We start from the raw sequence: 26976 nt of genomic DNA on the forward strand, positions 1-26976 counted from the left end.
CTGATTTTTTACACCCATACTCTTATTCTGATAAATTAACTCGATATTTACATATTCATCTCGCTTTAACACCAGCATTTATTACTATAATTATACTTTTCACGTGCATTATCTTATAATTTGATTGTTTCAATTTCACAGCCGTAACCTAGCTTCTGTATAAAATAATAACAACAGTTTACGTCCTGTAGCCTCATCTTCGAGCCAAGGGTTCTGCATGTCTGCTCTCAATACATCATCACTATGGAATAAGTCTTTTATTCTTTGCTTAGCGAACAATCTGTTTTTGTTCATCTTTTACTTTGCACAGACCTCAATCCTTCCAATCTATATTTTGAATGATTTGGGTGGAAGCCTTGCTCAAGCAGGCTTAGCCATGACTTTGTTCATGGCATCGTCTATCGCAGTTCGTCCTTTTAGCGGACTCATTATTGAAAAATTTGGCAATAAGAAAACGCTTTTTATCGCGGAAGCTCTATTTTGTTTGTTTTCCTTGGCTTATTTGTTTGCCGATAATTTACAACTGCTGTTACTGATTCGTTTTCTACATGGCATTTGGTTCAGCATCGTCACCACAGTTGCCGTACCTATCGTCAATGAGTTTATTCCAGAAAAACGTAAAGGCGAAGGCATGGGCTATTTTGTCATGTCCATTAATCTTGGGATTGTACTTGGGCCATTCCTCGGTTTAACCCTGATCCAGTCTGTATCCTATCCAATGGTCGCAGGGATTTTAGCGTTTAGTGTCTGTCTCGGTTTCTTGTTTTGTTTCTTTATCCCAATTCAGCAGACCACTCAAAAATTGACACCACCCGTGAAGCGCAAGCTCAGTATCCATGACTTCATTGAAACCAAAGCCTTGAATATTTCAATTATGGGCATGATGGTTTCTTTTTCCTATGCCAGTATCATGTCGTTCATTTCAACTTATGCAGAGTCTAAACATCTGCTGAACTATGCGAGCTTGTTTTTTATCGTCTTTGCGATTTCCATGATGAGTCTACGCCCAATTACAGGTAGAATTTATGACCGTCATGGGGCAAGTTATGTGATTTACCCAGCGATTATATTATTTAGCTTAGGACTTGTGATTCTCAGTCAGATTCAATCTCTGACGGGTTTATTGGTTGCGGCAGTATGCGTTGGCATGGGCTTTGGTTCTGCACAGCCTTGTCTACAAACTTTAGCTATTCAAGGTGCGCAAAAGCATCGGATTGGCCATGCGACCTCCACGTTCTTTACCATGTATGACTTAGGTATTGCTCTTGGCTCTGTATTGTTGGGTCTACTCATTTCTAAGCAAGGTTATAGCTTCACCTATTTATTCTGTGCACTGACAACCATTTTAAGTTTATTGTTCTATGCCGTTATCGCGACTAGAAAGAAAACCGCTTAAAATATCAGCCCGTATGCGCATAGCAATGAACATACGGACTCAGAAAATTAGGCGTTGGCCTTCTCTTCTTCAGCGTCTTTGGCTTTTTCAGCAACCGCTTGATCAAAAGACAAAGCACTATTTGAGCTTAACTGCGGGTTGGCACGACTACTCTTTAATTTAATCTGTAGACGTAATTCATTGACCGAGTCTGCATTTCGTAGTGCTTCTTCATAAGCGATTGCACCTTGATTGTATAAATCAAACAAAGCCTGATCAAAAGTCTGCATACCGAGCTCTCGTGATTTCGACATCACTTCTTTGAGTTCATGGAAATTCCCTTTAAGTATCAAGTCTGACATCAACGGTGTATTGAGCATGATTTCCACTGCTGCTCGGCGACCTCGCCCATCTTCAGTTCGCACCAGACGCTGTGAAATTATCGCCTTCATATTAGAAGATAAGTCCATCAAAAGTTGATTGCGACGTTCGTCTGGGAAAAAGTTAATAATTCGATCTAAAGCCTGATTTGCATTATTAGCATGTAATGTGCCTAGGCATAAGTGACCTGTTTCTGCAAAAGCTATGGCTTGCTCCATAGTCTCCGTGTCACGAATCTCACCAATTAAAATGACATCGGGTGCTTGGCGCAGAGTATTTTTCAAAGCATTGTGCCACGAATGACAGTCCACACCCACTTCCCGATGAGTAATCATCGATTTCTTATGTTTATGTACATACTCCACAGGATCTTCAACCGTAATAATGTGCCCTGCTGAGTTTTCATTTCGATGATCAATCATGGCTGCCAAAGACGTCGATTTACCCGACCCTGTACCCCCAACAACCAATACTAAACCACGTTTTTCCATAATCACGTCTTTTAAAGACGTTGGAAGTTGTAACTTGGTGAAGTTAGGAATTTCAGCGGTAATCGTACGAATCACCATCCCCACATGCAGTTGCTGCTGAAAAACATTGACACGAAAACGCGAAACATTGGGAACGCTAATTGCAAAATTACACTCAAGCTCGGTTTCGAACTCCAATCGTTGCTTTTCGTTCATTAAACTATAAGCAAAGAGTTTGGTCTGATCAGATGGCAAATTTTGTTGACCCAATGGCTTCATAAGGCCCTGATGCTTAATACTTGGCGGAAAGTCTGCAGATATAAATAAGTCTGAACCACCATACTCAACCACTTTGCTGAGCATGTGAAACATCATCCGACGGGCTTCTTCTAAAAGTTCTGCAGAATACATAGTGTTCTCTAAAAATTAGTGCAAATAGCTGACTTAAAAAGCATTTCTTTTATTCAAAATACAATTTTTTATCGTGTTCTTTCAGGCTTCTGATTTTGCATAAGTTTTTGCTCTATCTCAACCTAATTTATCGTTTGATAAATAACTTTTAGCTTATTTTTCAATTTATTATCTTCATTTATTGAACTACATCACAAAAAAAAGACCTTTCATTGAAAGGTCTTTTTGGCTGCGTTGATTAAGCACTACGTTGAACGGCGTGACTGCGTAATGTGTCGGCAACCTCTAAAAGGACTTGCTCGGTTTTTTCCCAACCTAAACAACCATCGGTAACAGACTGACCATAGACCATGTCATCTGAAATTTTCTGATTACCATCAACCAAGTGACTTTCAAGCATGACACCACACACATTGCTTTGCGTACGTTCTGCAACAATGCTACGCAATACATTAGGTTGATTGAGTGGATTTTTACTACTGTTACCATGACTACAGTCAATCACCAAAGCAGGTAATTCACCTTTGACTTTATCTTGCATATGACGAATATCGGCTAAAGCATAGTTAGGCCCCGAGTTTGCACCACGTAAAATCAAGTGTGGCTTCGGATTTCCTTGGGACTGAAGCATACATGCCATGCCTTGCTGCCCAATTCCCATGAACTGGTGAGGGTTTGATGCAGACTGAATCGCATCCAGAGCAATTTGAATTGAACCATCTGTACCATTTTTGAAACCAATGCTGAACGGCATATGACTCGAAATTTCACGGTGAATCTGCGACTCGCTGGTACGCGCACCGATGGCTCCCCATGCCAACAGATCATCGAAATAAGCAGTCGCCATTGGGCTTAAAATTTCTGTAGCAATCGGTAGGCCCATGTCAAGAATCGCTAAATACAATGCTCGAGACTGCTCTAATCCCAACTGCATATTGGAGGATCCATCGAGTAGAGGATCGTATAGAAAACCTTTCCAACCCACTGTAGTCCGTGGTTTTTCAATATAAGCACGCATCACGAAGAAAATCTGATCTGAAACTTTGGCTTGTAGTTGTTTTAATTTTTCAGCGTATTCTAAAACCGCAATAGGGTCATGAATGGAACACGGGCCAGTAATGACCATTAAACGATGGTCTTTGCCTTCTAATATATTTTGAATGGTTTGACGCTGTTCAGCAATTTGTAGTTTTAATGGCGCTGAAAGTGGCAACTGTGCTTTGAGTTGCTGTGGCAAACTTAAAAGTGTTTCTTGAACTGTCGTTTGAGGACTTTGTAGTGCAGTATTTAGAGCATTCATTGGTTTGTATCCTTTGGACTGTGGTCTTCAGTCCGATCTTTTATTTGAGCGTTATGGGTCTAATGGATTGCTGGGCTAAAGTCATAAATTGACTAAAGTAAAACCAATAAAAGTTGCTAAAGTATGAATAGTTAGTTGTTTTCATGAAGTACTCCAAAATTTATTAAAACAGCAGATATAAAAAAAACCTGACCAGGGTTGCCGATCAGGTATTAACTAGGTGGGCAACCTTTTGATGCCCGAACGCGTTCAGGCAATTATCTAAATTGCCAAAAGTAATAATTTGCGTTAGAAATTACAGGTTGCTTTAACATTTTTATATCTTCAAAAATATGTTATCTGAAATTTAAAATACGCTGATTTTTTTGCTTTTACAACACTTTTTTATGCAAAAATTCAGTTCCACCCTGTTTAAGTTGCTGTCTTCGCCTTTAGCTCAATTGCCTCATCATATTTGAGTTCATGAGAACGAACACTCTATAGAGCCATACCTAGTGTAATTTTAGCAACTGCATTTCTGCCTGCTGAGCACAAACAGGCGGACTAAACAGATAGCCTTGCCCAATATGACAGCCCATATCTCTTAAAAGTTGCAATTGCGTTTCAGTTTCAATCCCTTCAGCAACGATATCCATTGATAAAATCGGGCCAAGTTTGGCTAACCCTTCGACAATGGCATAAATCGATTTATCATCACTTAAACGTTGTACAAAAGAGCAGTCAACTTTAATAATATCAACAGGGTAGTCACGTAAATGAGTCAGAGAAGAATGCCCTGTACCAAAATCATCCAGTGCTATTCGCACACCATTTGCTTTGAGTTTTTTTAAGGCGCGAACCACGTATTCATAGCCGCGTTCAGCCAAATGATATTCAGTAACCTCGATTTCAACAAATTTCGAGGGGATGCGGTAGGCTTTGAGACGTTTTAAAAAGATCTCTGCAAAATTATCACGCATAAACTCAACAGGTGCTGCATTAATTGAAATGGGTACAATCTGTAAGCCTTTTGCCCGCCATTCAGTAATCTGCTTGAAAACCTGATGCTGCATAATCTCACCAATACGGCTGGATAACTCATAATCATTAAAAGCTGCTGCGATTCGTGCAGGGCTTTGAATGTTATTTTGATCATCACGCCAGCGTAATAGCGCTTCATAACCGATAATTCTTTCTGAATCTAAACAGACTTTCGGTTGAAAGAAAGCCTCGATGGCAACATTACGGATAATTTGATGTGCACAATTAAGTTGTTCCGATTGCTCCCGTACCGCATTAAACATATCCTGATCAAACATGCGCATACCACCGCGCCCTTGTGCTTTAACATCATTAAGGGCTGTGTCGGCACACTTGAGTAGCTCACTGAGGTCATTAGCATCATCTGGATAGAGGCCACATCCAATGCTCATGCCACCATTGATGTAGTTCCCTGAAAATGTGATGGGAATCTCGAGCTGTTGCAAAATCTGCTGGGCAATTTGATTGAGCTCACCTATATCTTGCACATGCGGAACAATCACACCAAACTCATCCCCACCAAGACGAGCCAAGAAAGCACGTCCTTCTAGAATTTGTTTTAAGCGTTTCGATAAAATTCTCAGAAGGTGGTCGCCTGCAGCATAACCCAGTGTGTCATTGATAGTTTTAAAGTGATCTAAATCCATCAGCATGACGGCTAACTTTTGTTTTTTATCACGTGCGCTGTTATACAGTTTTCTGATTTTTTCTTTAAACGCACGCCGGTTATTTAAACCGGTTAATTCATCACGTTCACTGCCTTGTTTTAATTTTTGTTCGGTCAGATATTGCAGCGTGATATCACGTGAAACACATAAAATACTCTGGGTTTTTCCGTCAACATCAAGTACAGGTGTCAGAACATTATCCCAATAATAAACTTTACCGTCCGATAAACTCGTGCCATTAAAACGCGAAATTTGGCCTTGGCCCGCATCATGCAATGCTTTTTTGGCTTTTTTACGCACAGCAGGAGGCAAAAGTTCGACCCAAGACATACCAAAGTCTTTAACATCTGCACTTCCTAATAACATGACACATGCAGACTTATTCATATGTGTGACCGTACCATCTGGCTCAACCACAATAATGCAGTCTACACTGGCATTTAACATATCCGAATGGGCACGTAACAGCGCCAAAGACTCGATATAAATTTTCATGCCCTGATGAATATCAGTGCAACTCAGTTGAAATCCAGCCGTAGAGCGATCCATTTCACCTTGGACTAAGAACCAATGATACTGGCCCTGATGATTACGAATACGGCAGGTTTTTTCAAATGTGAGCTCGGCAATTATCGGGTGATGCAAAAATTCATCTAATGCTGGCACATCTTCTGGATGAATATATTCGACCAAATTGAAGCTATCTGCGGATAAATCCATTCCTCCCACATACTGACGTAAGGGTAAATTTATATATTTGCAGACGTCATTATGAATCCAAAAAAGCTGAGGAATAGTATCAATCAGATGGTGGTCTTTTTTTAAAGTAGAACGCTTTCCTGCCTGTTGATCATAAGCAATATTTTTAGATTTATTCTTAGGCTGTGAATGGATTCGCGACATAATAATTATCTGCAACTTAAACTTGCTGGTTTAGTCCATAACCAGACATATTGTTTAAAAAAGAAATCAAGCAAAGTCATGAAAAACAATAAAAAAACAAAAAGTAAATAATAAGTATAATGACGCTGCGTGATTACCATCACAATATGCATCATATACAACTTATATAAGCGTATACCAATGAAAAATTGCAACTATTACACAAATTAGACAAATAACTGAGAGCTGTTTTCAATAGCAAATGAGCATTCATTTGAGCAACACTGCAAAGCTAAACAACTTTCAGTGAAAAACTAATATTAACAATAATTTATTTTAAGTAAATACCGACTATTCACATAATGATTAAATTTAATCATACTTACACAAAGACATCATATAGAGGGGGTTTACGCCCTACTTTTGTGCAAAAAAAAGCAGAAGCGTGATTGGTAAATATTATCCAATAATGTTTCTGCTCTGGTACATACTAGTGAGCTATGATTTAAAGATTCTTTTTTTCAATAAACTCAGATTGTGTTTCAGAAAAGACTGTGTAGGGTCACTTTTTTCATAACATTCATTTGGCAGCGAGTATTTAGCCAATTTCACCCAAACAGATGAAAACTGTTTGATAAAACTCGCTTCATTGTAATGAATTCCATACTCTGCACACAATGCTTTAATTTTGGGCGCGACTTGTGCATAGCGATTGGCTGGCATGTCTGGGAAAAGATGATGTTCGATTTGATGACTCAAGTTCCCGCTTAAAATATGTAAGCCCTGTGTCCCACTAAAATTACTTGAGCCTCTAATTTGGCGCAGATACCACTCGGCCCGTTTTTCATTGTCGATATTGTCCATTTCAAAGTTTTCAGCGTCTTCGGTAAAGTGACCATTAAAAATCACCGCGGATGCCCATAAACTACGAATAACATTGGCTACCGCATTTCCTGCAAAAACTGGCAGTGCATTTGGCCCAGCAATGATTGGGAAAAAGACATAGTCCTTAATCACTTGGCGTTTCATTTTCTGCCTAAAATCATATGACTCTGCCCAAACTTCGCGCCAAGTTTTTGTTTTATAGGCGACCACATCCTCTATATGCAGATTTTGTATACCAACATACCACTCAAAAAACACCATCAATTGTGCAGCTAAAGGTAGATTCAACAAAAAGCGAGGTTCCCAGACCTGTGCATTGCTCACACGGACTAAGCCATAGCCGACATCATGATCCATACCAACAATATTGGTGTAGGTATGGTGGATATAATTATGCGTATGTTTCCAGTCGGGGCCTGTGGCCATAGTATCCCAGTCATAATTTGTCCCATTGAGACTCGGGTCATTTAACCAGTCAAACTGACCATGCATGACATTATGCCCAAGCTCCATATTTTCTACGATTTTAGATACCCCTAATAAACCTGTGCCCAAAAGCCATACTGGAGGCAGCCATCCTGCAAACATCAGCATTGCACGTGCGCTTATTTCGCTATAACGCACAAAATTTCGGATTTTGTAAATATACTGAGCATCTTTTTCATTGAGGTTTTCCATCACTTCACGACGGATCGCTTCAACTTTCGCACCAAACTCTTCAATTTGTGCAGCACTTAAATATTTGGATTTACTGCTTTCACTAAAATAAACGGGAAGATTCATATCTATACCTTCTTAAAGGTTGATCACAACAGGACTAACCGCCTGTGAAATGCATAATTTAATTTGTGTGTTATTGTTTTGATCAAGCTCGCCTGTGAGCAGATTCCGCACCACACCCTGAACTTTGGTACATGAACAAGTATTACAAATGCCCATACGGCAGCCATGCGCGGGACGTAAACCCGCCTGTTCTGCACTGTCTAATAAATTACTTTGAGCTTGAAACTGTTGCTGCGAACGTTGAAACGTGACCAGTTGAGCGCTCTGAGTATGATCGACAACAATTTGAAAGTATTCGGTATTGAGATGGTCAACTAGGTCTAAAGCCTGATAAATTTCTGTCAGGCTTTGCATCATATTGGTAGCACCACAAGCATAGCATTCACGTTGTTCAAAACCTTCAATCTTTTGGCTAAGCAACTCTTGGCTCAGATGTTGTTTATGAGTCCGTGTATTGACATGATGGTATTTAAACTGCGGATAATGTTCAGTAAGTTGTTGCAGTTCTGCATGAAAGCTATCATCCCGCGTAAAGTAAATTAAATCGATATTGGAAACTGTTTGTGGGCGTTTTAATACAGCCTTAATCAATGCGTAAATTGCGGTAATACCACTTCCCGAGGCAATCATCAGTGCAGAGTGAGGCTGAGTTTTCAAAACAAATTCGCCCTGCGTTTGGGAAATTTCAACTACACTTTTTACAGGCTGTTGAGTGAGCGCATTTGAGACTTTGCCCTGTTGTTTGACAGCAATCACAAGATTGCCATTTTCTAAAATCTCGACAATCGAATAGCTGCGCTGCCAACGTACACCAGCAATGAGTACTGTCACTAAGATACTTTGCCCAGCTTGATAGTCGGTTGCTTTAAAATGATGATTTGGCTGTAACTGCATGTACAGGAAGTCATCTGACAAGTGATGTTTTGCAACAATCCGCGCTTTGGCTTTTTTCCATGCCCATAGCGGATTGACTTTTTCAGCCAGAAAATCGATGAAATCTTCACGCACCCATTCAGGACGGTATTCAACATGCTTTCCCATAGTCACCCTCTGCTTTAGTTTATTTTTATACAAGTGTGCATTATTGAGACATCAAGATAAGGTGAGAACCTATTTTCGACTATGTCATAAAAGGACAAAATCTAACGAATTGACATTTTTTATCATTTTTGTCTAACAACATGAACGGTTTTGCCAATTCACTTTTCTTCTAATCAAAAACAAAAAACCAAGCCGCAGCTTGGTTTTTTAAACATATTACAGCGAATTAGTCTTCAAAATGAATCACAGTACGGATTGATTTCCCATCATGCATTAAGTCAAAGGCTTCATTGATTTTGTCGAGACCCATGGTATGCGTAACAAATGGAGCTAAACGAATGTCGCCAGTCATTGCTTCTTCAACCATACCTGGCAGTTGTGAACGACCTTTTACACCGCCAAAAGCTGTCCCTTTCCAGGTACGGCCAGTGACCAGTTGGAATGGACGCGTTGAAATCTCTTGGCCTGCACCTGCCACACCAATAATCACCGACTGCCCCCAACCACGGTGTGCACATTCAAGTGCTGAGCGCATGACATTGGTGTTACCAATACATTCAAATGAGTGATCAACCCCCCAACCAGTCATTTCAACAATGACTTCTTGTACAGGACGGTCATGATCTTTTGGGTTTACAAAATCAGTTGCTCCGAATTCTGCTGCTAATTTATATTTGTCAGGGTTCGTATCAACCGCAATAATACGGCTGGCTTTGGCTTTTTTTGCACCTTGTACAACAGCTAGACCAATACCGCCTAAACCAAAGACTGCAACGGTATCACCCTCTTGTACTTTAGCTGTATTTTTGACTGCACCTAAACCAGTGGTCACGCCGCAACCCAATAGACAGACGTGTTCAGGGTTAGCCTCTGGATTGATTTTAGCCAAAGACACTTCTGCGACAACGGTATATTCAGAAAAGGTTGAACAGCCCATGTAGTGATAAATCGGTTGTCCATTATAAGAAAAACGCGTTGTACCATCTGGCATCAGACCTTTGCCCTGCGTAGCTCGAACTGCAACACATAGATTGGTCTTGCCTGACTGGCAGAATAAACACTCGCCACACTCAGCCGTATACAGTGGAATAACATGATCACCCGGCTGAACGCTGGTTACACCTTCACCGACCTGAACTACGATACCCGCACCTTCATGACCTAAAACTGCTGGAAAAACACCTTCAGGATCATCACCAGATAAAGTAAATGCGTCGGTATGGCATACACCTGTATGGGTAATCTTGACTAAAACTTCACCTTTTTGCGGTGGAGCAACATCAATTTCTACAATTTCCAGAGGTTGTCCAGGTCCAAAGGCAACAGCTGCACGTGATTTCATTTTCGCTATCCTTAACAGGTCTTTAACAGATGCGCTACAGTAACCGCTTTTTATTCTCTGTTTCAACCTATAACATGTGAAATATATAACTTATAAAAATTAGGTCTTTAAAAGAAATATGGCGATACCAACTCATTGTCGACCCCTGATTTTGCTGAGCACCGTTTTAACACTCGCGGGATGCCAGCTCGCCCCCAATCAGGCTAAGCCTTCAGCCCCTGTAGAGGTATATGCAGAACATTGGCTCAAGGGTCAAGATGTATCTGCACAGCAAAAACAGGGACTTACGGCTTATTTGGCGTTGGACGAAGCATTTATGAGCATTGCCTCACGCTTACACTTGATACGAGAGGCCAAGCACAGTCTAGATGTCCAATACTATATTTGGGGAGATGACTTTATAGGCCATATGATGTTGCACGAACTGCTGAATGCTGCGGATCGTGGGGTGAAAGTACGTTTATTAATTGATGACCAAAACGGCACGGCACTTGATGAAACTCTCAAAAAACTGAGCGCTCACCCCAATTTTGAAATCAAATTATTTAACCCTTACAAATACCGTCATTTACGTGTGATTGATTATGCTTTTCGCTTCAATCATATTAACCATCGTATGCATAACAAACTGATCATTGCTGATGGTGCAATTGCGGTAACTGGTGGTCGTAACATCAGCAGTGAATACTTTGATGCCAGTGAAAAATTCCAATTTACCGATTTGGACATTTTGTTTTATGGGAAAGCTGTAGAACATGCTAACAGTGTATTTCTAAATTTCTGGAATGATGATCTCAGTTATACAATTCCCCAATTAGTGGGTCGTGGAACAAAAGAAGAACTGGCTCAATTAAAACAGCACTATGAAGCGGATGCCTTAGATAAAAATGTGATTGAACGGAAAATTGATTTGGCTCGGATACAAGTCGATTCAGAACTAACTAAACATCCTGTTAACTGGGCAAAGGCTCATTTCATTGCCGATTCTCCCAATAAAATTCGCGGCGAAGCAAAGCCTGATGAAATCATTGTCAAACAAATGTTCGATTTGATGGGCAAGCCTGAAAAGCATATGGAGTTGGTCTCCGCATATTTTGTTCCAACCACAGCAGGTGCTGACTACCTTTCCAATTTGGCAAAAAATGGAACTCGAGTTCGGGTCTTAACCAATTCGTTATTAGCTAATGATGTTGCCATTGTGCATGCATTTTATAAAAAATATCGCCGTGGCTTACTCGAAAATGGCGTCAAATTATATGAATTTAAACCCTATATCGAACGAGAAAAATACACATGGTATGAAGTAGCAACTGGGCATGTGATTCCAGCTAAAGGTCGAAGTTCCTCACGGCTCCATGCCAAATTTTTTGATATAGACGGAAAAGTCTTTGTCGGTTCGTTTAACTTTGACCCACGCTCAGCCCATTTAAATACAGAAGTCGGCTTAGTGGTGGAGTCAGATCAATTGCAAAATGCAATCTCACACAAGTTAGATGAATTTCTCCCGCATATTGCATATGAGTTAAAGCTTAATCCTCAAGGCGATATCATTTGGCTTGAACATCAAAAAGATGGAACTGTCATTGAACATCAAAAAGAACCCGAAACTACAAAATTTCAGCGTTTTATGATGAAAGCCGTGTCATACCTACCCATTGAATGGATGATGTAATTACAGGTGAATGACGTTATCCATATTCTCTAATGTATGATAGCTTTCTGTTTAGGCTGAGTGCTTTGTTTTTTAGGCTCAGCTTAAAAATACTTTATCTATTGCTATTTTTAATAAACACCGTTGAATATAAGACTCGAACAGAATAATTGGATCTGATACCTAAATTCATTCAAGGGCTTGAAAGGTTTTACTCAGTAGACACTTTGATTTAACATGCAGCCCTTCTTTTTTATTTCCCCTTTACAAAGTTTAGTAATGCAATTTTTTGATTTAAGTCGTCAGTTTAATCTCAGTAATATTTTACCCCCTTACAAAACACTAGAAGATCTTGCTCGACAAGAATGGTTTCTAAGTAAAGTGCGTGTTGAGCATGACTGCTTGAGTGACAATGACATGGTTGAAGGGCAAGTCGTTTTAAAATCCAATCAAAATATCCAAATTGAACTGGAGTGGCTAATCCAAGATACAGGCCATGAACTTTTGGTTCAGTTTAAAGGGATCGAAACAGCTGCAAGCGAAGAGACTTTTGTTTTGGTGAAAGGTGCACAATTGATCGATGAATCGCAACAGCCACTTTCGGCAGGTGCACTCAGCCTATGGATTGATGGAACATTATTTCCTATGCTGCCACAACTACGTAAACAGATTAAAGCGCGGCTTAATCTCTGGGACTATGTTGAGTACGAAGACTAAAGCAGACCAACCATCTACGAATGGCTGGAATATTCAGTCATGTGGATAATCCAAATAGTAACCTAAAGTAAGCCTATTTCAGAAAATAAGTTGTAATAAGCTTCGGCTTTTTTCTCTAAAGCCAAAGGATAGGCACGAGAAGAAGATGGCATCCGATAAAGCCTCAGGTCTCGCCCAGCAAAATGTGTCTCGGACTTCATGCCAATTTGTGGTTTTAACGTACCTGTAGGCATAGACAGCATAAGCGTATCAGTGGCTTTATCGCCCGTGGTCATCACACTATGACATCTGGGCATTTGTTCAAGTAAATGTTGCACATTGGTTGGGGTAATAATGTGCAAAAACTTATCTGAAGCATTGCCCTTTTGGCGAATCACTTCATAGGCCGTATCAAAAATCGCAATGCCCCGTTCATTTAAAAATGTACGGATCTGTTGTTCTTTAAATGTCTTCTGCTCGATATTGAGAAAATAATTTTTATCTTGGAAAAAACACAAGCCAAATATTTTCCACATATCATTTTGAAAATTTGGATAGTAAAAGTCCATTTTCCAGCGGGCCTTGGGCGGTGGAAAGCTGCCCAGCATCAATAATTTGGCATTAGATGGCAGGAACGGTTCAAGTGGATGTTTTTCAATTTCAACTGAATGTGTCATAAGCTATAAAAAATTTGTCTTTATTGCATTTTAAAAAGATTGGCGTATTTTTTCAGCCACTTGTTTACCCCAATACTGATAAATTTCTTTGCTGGGGTGGAAACCGTCTTTGGCCATAGCTAAGTTTAAAGCCAAAAACTTCTTTAGATCGTACTCTATCCACTCCATCTGATTGTGCTGTGCGACAAATTGGCCTAATTCTAAGTTCATCGCTTTAGCATATTGACCGAACAACCATGCAAGTGGGTTTGGAAGTGCGGGAAACTGATCCATCGGGGGGACACCAGATGCAATCGTTAGTTGTGGACTAAACTTATGTTTGAGTATGTCATAAAGCTGCTTCTGTTTTGCGATCCAAGCCTGCGGCGATGTGAATTTTGTAATGTCATTTACGCCCACAGAAGTAATGATGACATCAAAATGCTGTGTCTCAAGCATTTGGATGGACTGAATGACCTGATCTGTGGTGAATCCCGTCGTTGCGTGTAAATAAAATTGAATACTAAATTCAGATGACAGTTCTTTTAAAATTGAACCCAATAACGCATCATCTTGAGCATTTACACCGACACCTGCAGCTGCTGAATCCCCCAAAATGAGCAAAGCAAGCGACTTACCCACGCCCTTTTGTCCAATGCGCTCTCCTTCGGGTTCAGCCAATCTTGGTGTATTTTTTTTGACGGCATAACCTTGAAAAAGAATGACTGGAATCAAAGCCAGCGTATAAATTTTTAATCGCATATTCAGTGACTGGGTCTAAGCTAGCTGAGAGATGAAAATAGTATACGTTGAATTGCGTCTATACACTGACTTAAATAGTCTTCAGAAATATTGCTTCAAAGTTAATGATAAAAAATACATATAATCATAAAGTTACAAGAGTTAATGTTATTCTAGCCATTTTTAGTCTTTGTCTTCGGCTATTTTTCCAAGTGACAAATATAATCTACGACTTCACTTGCCATCATACTAAAGCGGCTGTTGGCAGGAACATCAAAACTTTCACCTGCATGATACAGCCTCATTTCAGTCTGTAGCCCAATTTTAACTTGGCATTGACCTGAAACAATTTCAATATGCTCCGCGACATGCGTTTCAAAAGTCAGTGGTTGATCTGTAGGCAAAATAACGCCAAGGGTCTTTTGTGAACCATCTTCACATTGAATAACATGGCTAATTGAGCGCCCACCAAAATGGACATTGGGCTTTTTTCTAACTGAAACAAAGTCGAATTGTGTGGACATCTTAATCACCTTTTTCTTCAATGCTACCTCGGGTTTATGACCAACTCATGAATGCACTCAAATGATCATCTGTAAACAGCAACGTATGTTTAGAAGGCACTCACATAGTTAAAAATAAAAAGGCTGATTGATAGCCTTTTTATTTCAATCATTAGCCCAGTTTATTGACCAATTTCAGCGGTAAAATTTTCATTGCTAAACCTAGTGGTAACCACGGCCATTTAGGGACATAGGCTTTTACAGGGGCTTTTTCAATTTCTGCTGCCAACAGTCGTGAACCTGTTTTTTCATCCACTTCAAAAGGTAGTGGTTTTGCACCCTCATTGATTTCTGTACGAATATAGCCAGGGAAAATCGTGGTAACTTTGATTGGGGTATTGAGAAGTTCTGCACGAATACCTTCGGCCAAATGTGCAACACCCGCTTTACTTGCACCGTACGCTGTCAAATGTTTTGGCATACCGCGGACTGCACTCATAGACGAGATAACAACCAAATGCCCTGCATTTTTCTCACGGAAAATTTCAACTGCAGCTTCACACTGCGCTAGAGCTGAAATAAAGTTGGTTTCAACCGTGGCTTTATTAATCGCAAAACTGCCTTTACCAATTCGACGTCCATCTCCAATTCCAGCATTTACAATCACACGGTCTAAATGGCCAAATTCTTGTTTAAATGCACGAAAGACTTCAAACACTTGATCGTAATTGGTCACATCTAAAACTTTAGGGATGACTTTTATGCCGTACTTGCTCTCAAGTTCCTCTTTTAGGCTTTCAAGGCGATCTATGCGTCTTGCACAAATTGCCAAGTTATAGCCTTTTTGTGCAAATTCGCGCGCCATACCTGCACCAATGCCAGAACTTGCCCCTGTAATTAAAATTGTTTTAGCCATGTCTTAATCCTGTCCTTAGATCCATGTCAGTAAGTTTGAGTTTTCGGCTTTAATAAAATGATGTTCATTGAGACTTAAAAGCTGCGGTTCATTGCCCACCAGTCGTAATGTGGTCATGCTGCTGTTAGCAATAGCCCAATTAAGCGCAAAGGTTTTATTCGGACTTAAACCCAAAAGTTTGCCTGCAACCACTGAAATCACACCGCCTGAAGTAAACACCACAGCATAACGAGGTTTGCTTTGAGCCAGTTCATCACACAAATCTTGTAAAGCGACTTCAATTCGACTTTTAAACTCAGGCCATGATTCATCGTATTCATGGTGATAGTCACCCCCCGTCCAGCGTTCAATTGCCCCTTCAAATATCTTGGCCAAATATGCACGTGGATTGGATTCTTTAGCCACATCGGCTTTTAGTAAATGTGGCTCGTTAAAACGCGGTTCGTAATGGGCAAAGACTTGCTGATGATTGAACTCATTCCATGCAGAATCTGTTAAGACATCTACTTCAGGAAAGCATTCAGCCAAAGAAATACATGCCGTTTGCTGATGTCGCTGCATGGAGCCTGACACCACCACAGGCGCTTCTTTTAAGATCTGATCAAAATATTGACCCAAAATTTTGGCTTGGAGTTCGCCATTGGGAGAGAGTTGATCATAACTTTCTGCACCAAAAGATGCTTGCCCGTGGCGAATGAAATAAATAGTGGTCATTTGCCTAATATTTCCTTCATTTTAACAATGTATTTTTGAGCGACTTCATTGGCTTCAATTTTCTGTAAACCAATCAATTTAAGTGCGCGAATATGGAGAGCATGAATTAAAATCCAAAAATCTTTGAAAGCTGGGTTATTGGTCTGTTTATGGTGATAGCGATAATAAATTTGTTGGGCAATCACGGCTAAACGGAAAATGCCAAAGACTTCATAAAAGGTCCAATTCTCGACTTCTAAACCCATTTGTTCTAAATAATAATCGACCACTTCTTTACGTGTGAACATGCCTTTAAGATTTGTCGGTTGACGACGTGTCGCCTTAAAAAGTGCACTATCTGACTCTTCAACCCAATATGCCAAAGCCGAACCTAAATCCATCAGTGGGTCACCGAGCGTTGCCATTTCCCAATCCAAGACACCAATAATTTGTGTCGGATGATTCGGATCTAAAATGACATTATCAAACCGCCAATCGTTATGAATTACACAGGTTTTTGAGTCTGCTGGAATATTATCTTTCAGCCACTTTCGCACATATTTAAATGAAGGGACATTAATGGTTTTGGCTTTTTCAAAACGAGCGTCCCAACCTTCCACTTGACGACGGCAGTAACCCTCACCTTTACCAAGGTTCTCAAGCTCCGTGCCTTGGTACGGGACTTGATGAAGTTCGATCAGTTTATCAATCACATTGATACACAACTCACGAACTTGGGCTTCTTTAAAATCTAACTCTCTCGGTAAATTGGCCCGTGGAATAATGCCTTCTACACGTTTCATCACGTAGAAGTCACAGCCAAGAACAGACTCGTCCTGACACAATGCAACCATTTTGGGAAGTACAGGATAAAAAGGGGTTAAATTTTTTTGCACATGATATTCACGTGCCATGTCATGTGCAGATTTAGCTTTGGTACCTTTGGGTGGGCGGCGTAGAATTAGATCGACATTGTCGTATTTCAATCTATACGTCCAGTTAGATGCACCGCCTGAGTATTGCGTGACTTCAACCTGCCCTTGTAGGTCGACTCCTTGTGCTTTGAGCCAGTTTTCTACAGCTACAGCATCCAGTTCTTCACCCGCCCGAACTGTTCCACCTACATCAATCGCTGACATTCTTTTTTCCCAAACTATCAATCTTTTCTTTATAACTTAGAAGATCATCTATTCTTATTTCAACACGATGAATTAAAGAGATGATCTTCTCCTCTATTATTTTTTACGACGCGTACTATAGCCACGTTTTGCCAGTTCTAATTTTGCAATCATGCCTTTATGCACTTCATCTGGTCCATCGGCCAAACGCAGTGAACGTGCTTGAGCGAAGAAACCTGTCAAAGGCGTATCACGCGACACACCTGCTCCGCCGTGAATTTGAATCGCCATATCGACCACTTTTTCAAGCACACTTGGCGCAACGACTTTAATGGCAGAGATTTCAGTTAACGCTGCCATATTCCCTAAAGTATCCATTTTATACGCAGCATACAAGGTTAATAAACGTGCTTGATCAATTGCAACACGTGCATCAGCCACGCGCTCTAGGTTCCCACCTAATTTTAAAATTTCTTTGCCAAATGCAGTACGACTCATACCACGATCGATCATCAACTCTAAAGATTTTTCCGCAGCACCAATGCAGCGCATACAGTGATGAATACGACCCGGGCCTAAACGACCTTGGGCAATTTCAAAACCTTGACCTGCACCACCAATAAAGTTGGAAACAGGAACACGAACATTACTAAAGCTAATTTCACCGTGACCATGGGGTGCATCGTAGTCACCAAAGACTGGTAACATTCGTTCTATTTTGACTCCAGCCGTTTCAACAGGCACTAAAACCATCGAGTGTTGATGGTGGCGATCTTTGGTTTCATCTGGTGTATGTGCCATAAAAATAATAATTTTGGCATTGGGGTCACCTAAGCCTGAAGACCACCATTTACGGCCATTTAACACAATTTCATCGCCTTCGATCACGGCTGTTGCTTGCATATTGGTCGCATCGGATGAAGCAACAGCTGGTTCTGTCATGCAGAAAACAGAGCGAATTTTTCCATCTAAAAGCTGCGTAAGCCACTCTTGCCTTTGAGCTTCAGAGCCATAACGCCACAATACTTCCATGTTGCCACTGTCAGGCGCATTAGAGTTAAATACGGTCGGCGCAAGAAGACTACGACCTGTGAGTTCTGCAATATGAGCATACTCTTGAACCGATAGACCTTGACCCAATTCAGGACAAGGCAAAAACATATTCCATAAACCCGCAGCTTTTGCTTTGGCTTTTAGCGTTTCAAGTTGTGCGGGCCACCGCCATTTGGTCCAGTCACCACCTTGGTTCAGTTCATGTACCTCATGCCAAAAGTCAGTTTCGATAGGCTCAATTTCGTTTTGAATAAATTGTTTGGTACGTTCTACATAATCTTGAGCACGTGCTGAGAGTTCAAACATGGCTACTTCCTTCGATCTATTTTGATATTTTCGCTTTACATCAACATAACCTGAAAACTAATATGAACAAAATGATTTTATTTTATAGATCAGCATGAACAACATTCATAGTAAGTCACCCATTGATATGGGCCTTTTTCATCGCATCGATATCAATTTATACCCGCTTTTTATTGCAATTTATGAGCAAAAAAGTATTTCAAAAGCAGCTCAAATCTTGTCGATTACGCAGTCTGCTGCCAGTCATGCCTTGCAGCGTCTACGTAGCCATTTAAAGGATGATTTATTTGTTCGCTCTGGCAGCCAAATGCTTCCAACACCTTTTGCAGAACAAAATTATCTGATTATTAAAAATGCTTTAATTGCAATCCAAAGTATTTCTATGCAGCAGCAAAGCTTCGACCCGAACATGGTTCAAAGCCTAAAAATTGCGATTCATGATGAAATCGAACCAATTGTTTTCCCAAAGTTAGTCGCTCACTTTCAGAAACTTGGATTAAGTATTCAGTTCATGAGTAGTAAGCTGGACCGTAAAACAGTAGATGCCGATTTAGTTTCTCAACAAATTGATTTTGTGATTGATTTGGAACAAAATTTTGGCGATAAAATTCAATTTGAGAGCTTAGTCAAAGACCAGTTTGTGGCTTGTACTCAGCTCGAGCAAATCAATGCTGAATTGTATTTGGCTGCACCGCATATTGGTGTATCTTCGCGGCGTACTGGTGTTTTGGTTGAAGATGTTCATTTAAATCGTAAGCAACTGTCTAGACAGGTTTTTTTGCGTTGTCAGCACTATTCCACTGCGCTACAAATTTTAGAGCAATATCCAAATGCAATTTTAACGATTCCTCAAAATATTTTGAGCCATTTACATGTTTCCCCTTTACTCAATATTTTTGATGTTCCTGTGAAACTGCCGCAAATGAATATTGGAATTTATTGGCATAAAAATTTAATGGAAAATAAAAGACACCATTTTTTAAGGAGTGAAATTTATAAAATTTTTGCTTAGGCTATTTTTATATCTCATAAATTTGCTTAGGCTATTTCTAAATAAACTAGCTATTTTCTTTTTTTATTTCGCCAGAACTTTGTTCCTGTTTACTTGTTTAATTAAACATCTACTTTCTTATGAAAAATAAACACTTGAGATCACTTAAAGCATTTTAAATAGCGTATCTGCCATACAATGTCTTTTTGATATTTTTATTTTCTATTGATCTCCTCTATGTTTGATCACCTGTCCAATAGCTGGCTCATCGGTATTGGCTTCGTCCTTTGCCTGATACTGGTATTTACTTTTTATAAAATACAAAATGCTCTCAGCCAATTTCTCCATCCTTTTAAAAAAGGTAAAACCTATTGGTGTCGAATTACGGCTATAAGTGATGGTGATACACTGACATGTTATCGCTTTAACTTTCGACGCTCTGAAACCAAATTACGCTTTGCCTATATTGATGCGCCTGAGTCGACTCAAAGCTATGGGCCTGAATCAAAACGCTTAATCAAAAAAATGGTTTATCGGAAAGTGGTTCGTGTTCGCATTACAGACATTGACCGTTATGGTCGCTGTGTAGGTGAAATCTACCGTTTTCGGAGAAGTATGAATGAAGAAATGGTCAAACGTGGTGCAGCATGGGTCTATGAGGACTATATTAAGGATAAAAAGCATTTGAAACATATGAATGCTTTACAAAGTCATGCGAAAAAACATAAGAAAGGTTTATGGCGCGGCACTCGCCCTATTCGCCCGAGTGACTACCGAAAAATGAAGAAGTAGCCGATCTGTAAAAACTAAGTCTAAAAAGCCGCTCCATATGAAGCAGCTTTTTGATTGATTATTTGAAGACTTTAAAGCGTACAGCATCATCCACAAAGCCTTTTTCTTTAGCTTCCCCCTCAACCGAGCCGAAGACCAGTTGTGCACGCAGTTTCCAACTTGCAGTCACATTCCACTCAGCATGGACTTCTTCATCTACAATTGGATTGTAATGCTGTAAAGATGCACCTAAACCTAAGGTATGTAATGCAGTCCAAGTTGCAAACTGTGCTATTGCAGTTGAATGCTCTGCCCATACTGGGAAATTTTCAGCATAAGATGGAAATTGCTCTTGTAGGTTCTGAATTACATCTAAATCTTCAAAAAATAAAACTGTACCTATACCTGCTGCAAAACTGGCCATTTTTGTCGTTGTTTTAGCCGCGTTTTCTGCATCTTTAGCATAAGACTTCAGTTTTTCAGCCACAAAAGTCCAGAACTTTTCATGTTCCGCATTAAATAAAATTACCGCCCGAGATGACTGTGAATTGAACGATGATGGGCTTTGTTTAATGGCAGTTTGAATCAAATCAGTTAAAAATTCAGGGCTGTGCTCGACCTTTTTACCAATGGCATAAATGGTACGACGCTTTGTGATTAAGTCGATGAACTGATTTGACATATTATAAAATCCTTAAGACTATACGGTGAATGATGACGCAATGTATCAAGCAATATTAATTCCAATATTTGACCAAATAATAAAATTTAGTGCTTTAGATGCAGTTTAAATACTTTCTTATGCTCGCAAATACATAGTTTTGCTATCGATATAAAAAATCCTCCATTTGGAGGATTTTTTGAATGACTTAAAATTTGGCTTCTAAGACTTGAGTTGGAATTTTATTTTTCCATAAGTCACGAAGAACGGGTAAATAGAACTTTTCACCCAGTTCAACCAATTCTGCATCGATCAATGCATGAATCTCATGCATAAATAAATAATCAAGTTCAACTGTTTTCAACTGTTGCTGTGCTTTTGCAAAGTCTTTGCGCTTTTGTTGTGCACGTTTCACTAGAGCATCTGCAAAATCTTTATCTTTAAACTGTTTGATCGCGTTTAAGCGTAATTCAATCACGCCCCAACCACTCAACAACAGTTTGAAAAGTTCAAAGTCAGTCGTGGTTGATTCCCATGTCATTTCTTCAAGATTTTCATTTTCAGGTAGTACAGGAAGCAATAACTCCATAACACTTGGGAAAATCTTTTTGAAATTTAAAACAAATTTAACTGGATGTTCACCCGGATAATCGTTAAATTGCACGTTTTTCTGAACATCTGTCAAATAAATATCAAGCATGGTAACTCATCAGCAGTTTATCTTTAGTCGACCATTGTACCGACTTCGCCCAAAGATAAAAACCGCTGATGTTCATTTGCTCTTTAGTTGAGCATCTGGGTCAAGGGCTATTTTACATTTGGGGAAATCATTTGCTCTGGACGTACCACTTCATCAAACTGCTCAGCAGTGACCAAGTTCAACTCCACAGCCACTTGTTTTAGGGTTTTGCCTTCTTTATACGCTGTTTTGGCAACTTTCGCTGCATTTTCATAGCCAATCACTGGGTTTAAAGCCGTAACTAACATCAATGAGTCATGTAAGAAGTGGTCAATTTTTTCGCGGTTTGGCTCAATACCCACTGCACAGTGATCATTAAAGCTATTACATGCGTCACCCAAAAGCTGAATCGACTGCAACAAATTAAACGCAATCACTGGCATGAATACATTCAACTCAAAGTTACCCGATGCACCCGCAACATTAATCGTGGTGTCATTGCCTAAGACTTGAGCCACCACCATGGTCATCGCTTCACTTTGAGTCGGGTTCACTTTCCCCGGCATAATACTTGAGCCTGGCTCATTTTCAGGAATACGTAACTCGCCAAAACCACAACGTGGACCACTTGCCAACCAGCGAATGTCATTGGCTATTTTGTTCAAGCTTACCGCAAGCGTTTTTAATGCGCCTGAAGCAAACACTGCTGCATCACGCCCAGCCAATGCTTCAAATTTATTTGGTGCAGTCACAAAAGGCAGTCCTGTCAACTGTGCCAGTTGCTCCGCTGATTTTTCTGCATAATCAGGATGAGCATTCAATCCTGTACCTACAGCGGTTCCACCTAAAGGCAGCTCATACAAGCCTGAAAGTGCTTGTTGTAAACGCTTTAAGCCGTGATCGAGCTGAGAAACATACCCGCTAAATTCTTGGCCTAAGGTTAAGGGTGTCGCATCTTGTAAATGAGTTCGGCCAATTTTGACGATGTCAGCAAATGCTTGAGACTTTGCCTCTAAAGTATCTCGAAGCTGTGTCACCGCAGGAATCAGTAATTCATTGATCTGAATACTTGCTGCGACATGAATCGCCGTTGGGAAGGAGTCATTGGTCGACTGAGCACGGTTCACGTGATCGTTCGGGTGTACAGGTTTTTGTGCACCTAAGGGATTGCCAAGTTTCTGATTGGCGATATTGGCAATCACTTCATTACAGTTCATGTTGCTTTGTGTGCCTGAACCAGTTTGCCATACCACCAAAGGAAACTGACTATCCCACTGCCCTGCAATCACTTCATCCGCAGCACCGACGATGTATTGCGCCAATTCTTGTGGAATTTGGTTGAGCTCAGCATTGGTCAATGCTGCTGCTTTTTTCACTAAGCCCATGGCACGAATCATTGGACGTGGTAGACGTTCACTACCAATTTTAAAGTTTTGCAAACTACGCTGAGTTTGAGCACCCCAAAGTGCTTCACTCGGTACTTCAACTTCGCCCATCGTGTCATGTTCAATACGTGTTTGCATTTTAACCTCTTCCTTTTTAAGTGAATTGCAAAATGATTATTTTGCGCTTGTTTTCCTTATCTTAATGATTAAGCAAAAATATGTAAATGATAATTATTATCATTAAATTAATTAACGACCATCTAGACTTTGTCGGTAGAAACGCCATCCATCTTCAAGGGTTTGTTCTAAACTGCGCTTCGCTTGCCAGTGTAAAACGTTTTTCGCTTTACTACACTCGGCTGCGACCTGATCTAATTCCACGATGTTCGAATCCTTCACATCGACTGTAGCAATATCACTTTGCGTCACATTTTCAACTTTTTCAACCAACTGCTGTATCGACACACTTTGACCTGCAATATTAAAAGCATCACAAGCAAACTGTTGAGTACTTAACCATTGTAACGAAGCAGCAATCGCATCACAGGCATCGAGTATATGTAAAAAACTACGCTCTACGGTATGATCTGTGGTTTGTGCACTTTTTCTAAGTTCAATATGATCACGCTGTTTTGCAGCGACTTGCATCAACAGTGGAATAATATTTTTCGGTAAAGGCGGGAACAGTTCTCCGAGCATCGCATTTTCAAATGCACCAGCAACATTGCCCATTCTTAAAATTGCAATTTTCCATTCATTATCCGTTTTTGCTGTATCTCGAATAATTTCTTCGACCATTTGCTGCGATTTGATATACGGGTTTGGATAGCCGTAATTCAGTTCTAAATCTTCTTCTAAATGTAGGCTGGATTCACCATAGACCGCAAGACTTGAAAGATGAACCAAAGTTCGGACACCTGTGCGCTGCATGGCACGCAGTAAACTCATGATACAACTGACATTATCGTTATAGTATTCCAAAGGCTTCAGTACAGATTCTTCAAGCGATTTAAAACTTGCAGCATGCACCACCGCATCGATGGAATACTGCTCAAAAACTTTGTTTAAAGCAGGCGTATTTCGTATATCAATTTTGACAAAAGGCACGTACATGCCACTAATAAATTCTAATCGTTCAAGAGTTTGTAAGTTCGCATTGGATAAATTGTCTACAATAATGACCTCTTGCCCATGCGCCATAAAGCTCAAAGCAATATGAGAGCCTATAAAGCCTAAACCACCAGTCACTAAAATCATTGTATAGATACTCCTTATAATAATCAGCAAGTTGCATCTTATTGGTGTATTTTTGGTGTTACAAATGAGTTATCCACAGATCTTAAACGCAAAAAACCGACTCAAAAATTCTCTTGGGTCGGCTAATCTGCAAGAGCACTATACCACCATATTATAGCTTCGGAATATTGTATGTGTTGCAGTTATACCTATGAACTGTATGTTGTTTATGAAAGCAAATAATACTTTATCAGTCAGGAAGAATTTTCAAAAATAAAGCTTTGTTGATTTGATTTTTTTTAAAGATCACTATAATGCTTCTTTTTTAGTATCTCCCCCCCGAAAAACTAAAAAGAAACCTATTCTTACGACTTGGTACGCATTGATGACTTTCAGAAAAGATATAAATGGACTCAGAGCAATAGCTGTTGCAGCAGTCGTACTCTTCCATTTTAACCCTTCTTGGGTTCCAGGCGGTTTTGCTGGTGTTGATGTCTTCTTTGTAATTTCTGGTTTTTTAATGACAGGCATTATTTTTAGAGGGTTAGAACAAAATAATTTTTCAATTCTTAACTTCTATGTTGCCCGCGCCAATCGAATTATTCCTGCCCTAGCAATACTATGCTCTGTTTTATTAGTCATTGGATGGTTTTGCTTAACCCCAAATGAGTATGTAAGTTTGGGCAAGCATGTCGCTAGTAGTGTTGGCTTTTTTTCAAATTTTACATATTGGACAGAATCTGGCTATTTTGACGCAGCTTCACATGAAAAATGGTTGTTACATACTTGGTCACTTTCTGTTGAGTGGCAGTTTTATATAATTTATCCAATCCTTTTAGTACTTTTAAGCAAGTTTCTTCCTTTAAGACGCTTAAAACCAATTCTTCTAATAAGCACAGTAATTGGCTTTGTTTTTAGTGCCTTTGCCACTTACAAATGGCCAGACCCTTCTTATTATTTAATTCCAGCAAGAGCTTGGGAAATGATGTTGGGTGGCGTTGCGTATCTATACCCTCTCAGCATAAAAGAAAATAGAAAAAGACTAGTAGAATGGCTTGGTTTACTCCTTATCATTACTTCCTACTTCTTGATATCGGATGATAATCCTTGGCCGGGTTATCTTGCTATTTTTCCAGTAATCGGCTCTTACCTTATTCTTCAAGCACAAAGAAATAATAGCTTCATTACAGGCAATATAATTTCACAAAAAATAGGTAGTTGGTCATATTCTATTTATCTTTGGCACTGGCCAATAGTTGTGGCTATTTATATATTCGCACTCAACCCAATCTACAGCTATTTTGGAATCTTACTTTCTGTAGCTCTCGGATTTTTGAGTTATAAATATATTGAGAAAATTAAGTTTTCAAATAATTTTCCTAATTTAATCAGCTATTTAAAGTGTAAACCTCTGTACTTTGCTGGCATAGTGGCTTTAATGGGAACCGCTATTCAGTCTTTCTCAAGCAATCTAACTTCTTTTAGGCTCTCGAATGAAGCCTTTCTAATTCAAAAGCAACAAAACCGAGATCCTAGAGAGCCTAAATGCGGTCTAGTCATCAATGGTGTGTCACCAAAGTGTCTATATGGATCAGGACCAGTAAAAGCCATAGTAATTGGAGATAGTCACTCTCAAGCACAAAACATAGCAATTGGGAAAAGAGCCGAAATGTATGGAGGCAGCATACTAAGCTTGGGTCTATCTGGTTGCCAAACTATCGAAAATGTATATAGGAAAAACCCTCATACCTTAAATGCGGATTACAATTGCGGTAAGTTAGTATCAAATGCAATTAAATTAGCAAAAGAAGAGTACCCCAATATTCCTGTAATTATAATTAATCGAATTTCACAGCACTTACATGGTTTAAATGAGAATAACCCCAAAGCGAGTAATAAACCTACTGTATTCGTTGATATGACTTTTGATGAAAGAAATGAAGCATATCAAAACAATATAATTGGCCATATGATTGATACAGCTTGTGCTTTTTCTAAAAACAACCCAGTGTATATGGTTAGACCCACCCCTGAATTGAAAGAAAACGTACCTCTTAGAATGTTTAGGCATAGAACAGTTACTGGTAATTTAATTACAATTAAAATTACTAAAGACGAATTTTTAAATAGACAAAAATTAGCATACGGAATGCAAGATGAAGCTAAAAGGAAATGTGGTGTCAGAATTCTAGATCCTACACCATACTTATGTGATGAGAATTATTGTTATGGAGATTCTAAAGGTATACCTCTTTATTTTGATGATGATCATTTAAGCATTTTTGGATCAAAACTAATTTCACCAATTTATGATGAGGTGTTCAAGGCACATTGAAACTCAATATAAGTATTAAAAAGTCCT

General features: G+C 39.6%; 23 protein-coding genes. 6 read left to right on the top strand and 17 right to left on the bottom strand.

Annotated features, from left to right (window positions below; translation table 11 throughout):
* Positions 1 to 217 precede the first annotated feature (217 nt).
* Positions 218 to 1396, top strand: coding sequence for an MFS transporter (locus GVX98_RS06375; protein ID WP_159127559.1), 1179 nt, complete (start codon positions 218 to 220; stop codon positions 1394 to 1396).
* Between the two features lie 47 nt (positions 1397 to 1443).
* Here GVX98_RS06375 and GVX98_RS06380 read toward each other — a convergent pair whose 3' ends face one another.
* The 6 genes from GVX98_RS06380 to GVX98_RS06405 form a co-directional block, all read right to left on the bottom strand.
* A complete protein-coding gene (locus GVX98_RS06380; RefSeq protein WP_159127560.1) occupies positions 1444 to 2637 on the bottom strand; it encodes a PilT/PilU family type 4a pilus ATPase in 1194 nt (397 codons plus the stop codon).
* 238 nt (positions 2638 to 2875) lie between these two features.
* Positions 2876 to 3937 (bottom strand): 3-deoxy-7-phosphoheptulonate synthase, encoded by a 1062-nt coding sequence (locus GVX98_RS06385; RefSeq protein WP_159127561.1) that lies wholly within the window; start codon positions 3935 to 3937, stop codon positions 2876 to 2878.
* A gap of 491 nt (positions 3938 to 4428) precedes the next feature.
* The gene (locus GVX98_RS06390; protein ID WP_159127562.1) at positions 4429 to 6528 is read right to left on the bottom strand and encodes an EAL domain-containing protein; all 2100 of its coding nucleotides are present in this window, start codon (positions 6526 to 6528) and stop codon (positions 4429 to 4431) included.
* Between the two features lie 477 nt (positions 6529 to 7005).
* Positions 7006 to 8175, bottom strand: a complete 1170-nt coding sequence (locus tag GVX98_RS06395; protein ID WP_004979818.1) for an acyl-CoA desaturase — start codon at positions 8173 to 8175, stop codon at positions 7006 to 7008.
* A gap of 12 nt (positions 8176 to 8187) precedes the next feature.
* A complete protein-coding gene (locus GVX98_RS06400) occupies positions 8188 to 9216 on the bottom strand; it encodes a flavin reductase family protein (protein WP_159127563.1) in 1029 nt (342 codons plus the stop codon).
* Between the two features lie 226 nt (positions 9217 to 9442).
* Positions 9443 to 10558, bottom strand: coding sequence for an S-(hydroxymethyl)glutathione dehydrogenase/class III alcohol dehydrogenase (locus tag GVX98_RS06405; protein ID WP_004693257.1), 1116 nt, complete (start codon positions 10556 to 10558; stop codon positions 9443 to 9445).
* Between the two features lie 118 nt (positions 10559 to 10676).
* Between GVX98_RS06405 and GVX98_RS06410 the strand changes: the two genes are divergently transcribed.
* On the top strand, positions 10677 to 12230 hold the full coding sequence (locus GVX98_RS06410) for a phospholipase D family protein (protein WP_159127564.1): 1554 nt from the start codon (positions 10677 to 10679) through the stop codon (positions 12228 to 12230).
* Positions 12231 to 12488: 258 nt separating this feature from the next.
* Positions 12489 to 12926: a hypothetical protein gene (locus GVX98_RS06415; RefSeq protein ID WP_004693260.1), complete on the top strand. Its 438-nt coding sequence runs from the start codon at positions 12489 to 12491 to the stop codon at positions 12924 to 12926.
* A gap of 62 nt (positions 12927 to 12988) precedes the next feature.
* Here GVX98_RS06415 and GVX98_RS06420 read toward each other — a convergent pair whose 3' ends face one another.
* The 7 genes from GVX98_RS06420 to GVX98_RS06450 all read right to left on the bottom strand — a co-directional run bounded on the left by GVX98_RS06420 (position 12989) and on the right by GVX98_RS06450 (position 18891).
* Positions 12989 to 13582, bottom strand: a complete 594-nt coding sequence (locus tag GVX98_RS06420; RefSeq protein WP_004979831.1) for a uracil-DNA glycosylase family protein — start codon at positions 13580 to 13582, stop codon at positions 12989 to 12991.
* Between the two features lie 30 nt (positions 13583 to 13612).
* Positions 13613 to 14323, bottom strand: a complete 711-nt coding sequence (locus tag GVX98_RS06425) for an SGNH/GDSL hydrolase family protein (RefSeq protein ID WP_004979832.1) — start codon at positions 14321 to 14323, stop codon at positions 13613 to 13615.
* A 179-nt stretch (positions 14324 to 14502) separates the two neighbouring features.
* Positions 14503 to 14826: a pyrimidine/purine nucleoside phosphorylase gene (locus tag GVX98_RS06430; protein WP_004693265.1), complete on the bottom strand. Its 324-nt coding sequence runs from the start codon at positions 14824 to 14826 to the stop codon at positions 14503 to 14505.
* Positions 14827 to 14977: 151 nt separating this feature from the next.
* Entirely contained in the window at positions 14978 to 15721 is a 744-nt protein-coding gene (locus GVX98_RS06435) for an SDR family oxidoreductase (RefSeq protein WP_004979839.1), read from the bottom strand.
* 15 nt (positions 15722 to 15736) lie between these two features.
* On the bottom strand, positions 15737 to 16435 hold the full coding sequence (locus GVX98_RS06440) for a histidine phosphatase family protein (protein ID WP_010326632.1): 699 nt from the start codon (positions 16433 to 16435) through the stop codon (positions 15737 to 15739).
* Entirely contained in the window at positions 16432 to 17553 is a 1122-nt protein-coding gene (locus GVX98_RS06445; protein ID WP_159127565.1) for a phosphotransferase family protein, read from the bottom strand. Before GVX98_RS06445 ends, GVX98_RS06440 begins: the two co-directional genes overlap by 4 nt.
* Positions 17554 to 17649: 96 nt before the next feature.
* A complete protein-coding gene (locus GVX98_RS06450) occupies positions 17650 to 18891 on the bottom strand; it encodes an acyl-CoA dehydrogenase family protein (protein ID WP_159127566.1) in 1242 nt (413 codons plus the stop codon).
* 94 nt (positions 18892 to 18985) lie between these two features.
* Here GVX98_RS06450 and GVX98_RS06455 point away from each other — a divergent pair, with 94 nt between their 5' ends.
* Positions 18986 to 19903: a LysR family transcriptional regulator gene (locus GVX98_RS06455; protein ID WP_004979846.1), complete on the top strand. Its 918-nt coding sequence runs from the start codon at positions 18986 to 18988 to the stop codon at positions 19901 to 19903.
* A 216-nt stretch (positions 19904 to 20119) separates the two neighbouring features.
* Positions 20120 to 20674 carry a thermonuclease family protein gene (locus tag GVX98_RS06460; RefSeq protein ID WP_004979847.1) on the top strand — a complete coding sequence of 185 codons (555 nt, stop codon included), beginning with the start codon at positions 20120 to 20122 and terminating at the stop codon, positions 20672 to 20674.
* Positions 20675 to 20732: 58 nt separating this feature from the next.
* Here the strand turns inward: GVX98_RS06460 and GVX98_RS06465 are convergent, their stop codons facing one another.
* From GVX98_RS06465 to GVX98_RS06480, 4 genes are all read right to left on the bottom strand, one after another.
* Positions 20733 to 21335 carry a nitroreductase family protein gene (locus GVX98_RS06465; RefSeq protein WP_159127567.1) on the bottom strand — a complete coding sequence of 201 codons (603 nt, stop codon included), beginning with the start codon at positions 21333 to 21335 and terminating at the stop codon, positions 20733 to 20735.
* 187 nt (positions 21336 to 21522) lie between these two features.
* The gene (locus GVX98_RS06470; RefSeq protein ID WP_004693302.1) at positions 21523 to 22014 is read right to left on the bottom strand and encodes a hypothetical protein; all 492 of its coding nucleotides are present in this window, start codon (positions 22012 to 22014) and stop codon (positions 21523 to 21525) included.
* 107 nt (positions 22015 to 22121) lie between these two features.
* Positions 22122 to 23516 carry a class II fumarate hydratase gene (fumC, locus tag GVX98_RS06475; RefSeq protein WP_004979849.1) on the bottom strand — a complete coding sequence of 465 codons (1395 nt, stop codon included), beginning with the start codon at positions 23514 to 23516 and terminating at the stop codon, positions 22122 to 22124.
* A 111-nt stretch (positions 23517 to 23627) separates the two neighbouring features.
* Complete coding sequence (locus GVX98_RS06480) at positions 23628 to 24635, bottom strand: NAD-dependent epimerase/dehydratase family protein (RefSeq protein ID WP_159127568.1); 1008 nt, start codon at positions 24633 to 24635, stop codon at positions 23628 to 23630.
* A gap of 364 nt (positions 24636 to 24999) precedes the next feature.
* Between GVX98_RS06480 and GVX98_RS06485 the strand changes: the two genes are divergently transcribed.
* Complete coding sequence (locus GVX98_RS06485; protein ID WP_159127569.1) at positions 25000 to 26949, top strand: acyltransferase family protein; 1950 nt, start codon at positions 25000 to 25002, stop codon at positions 26947 to 26949.
* The last annotated feature ends 27 nt before the right edge of the window (positions 26950 to 26976 follow it).

The organism is Acinetobacter sp. 8I-beige (assembly GCF_902505955.1).
Classification (GTDB): domain Bacteria; phylum Pseudomonadota; class Gammaproteobacteria; order Pseudomonadales; family Moraxellaceae; genus Acinetobacter; species Acinetobacter johnsonii.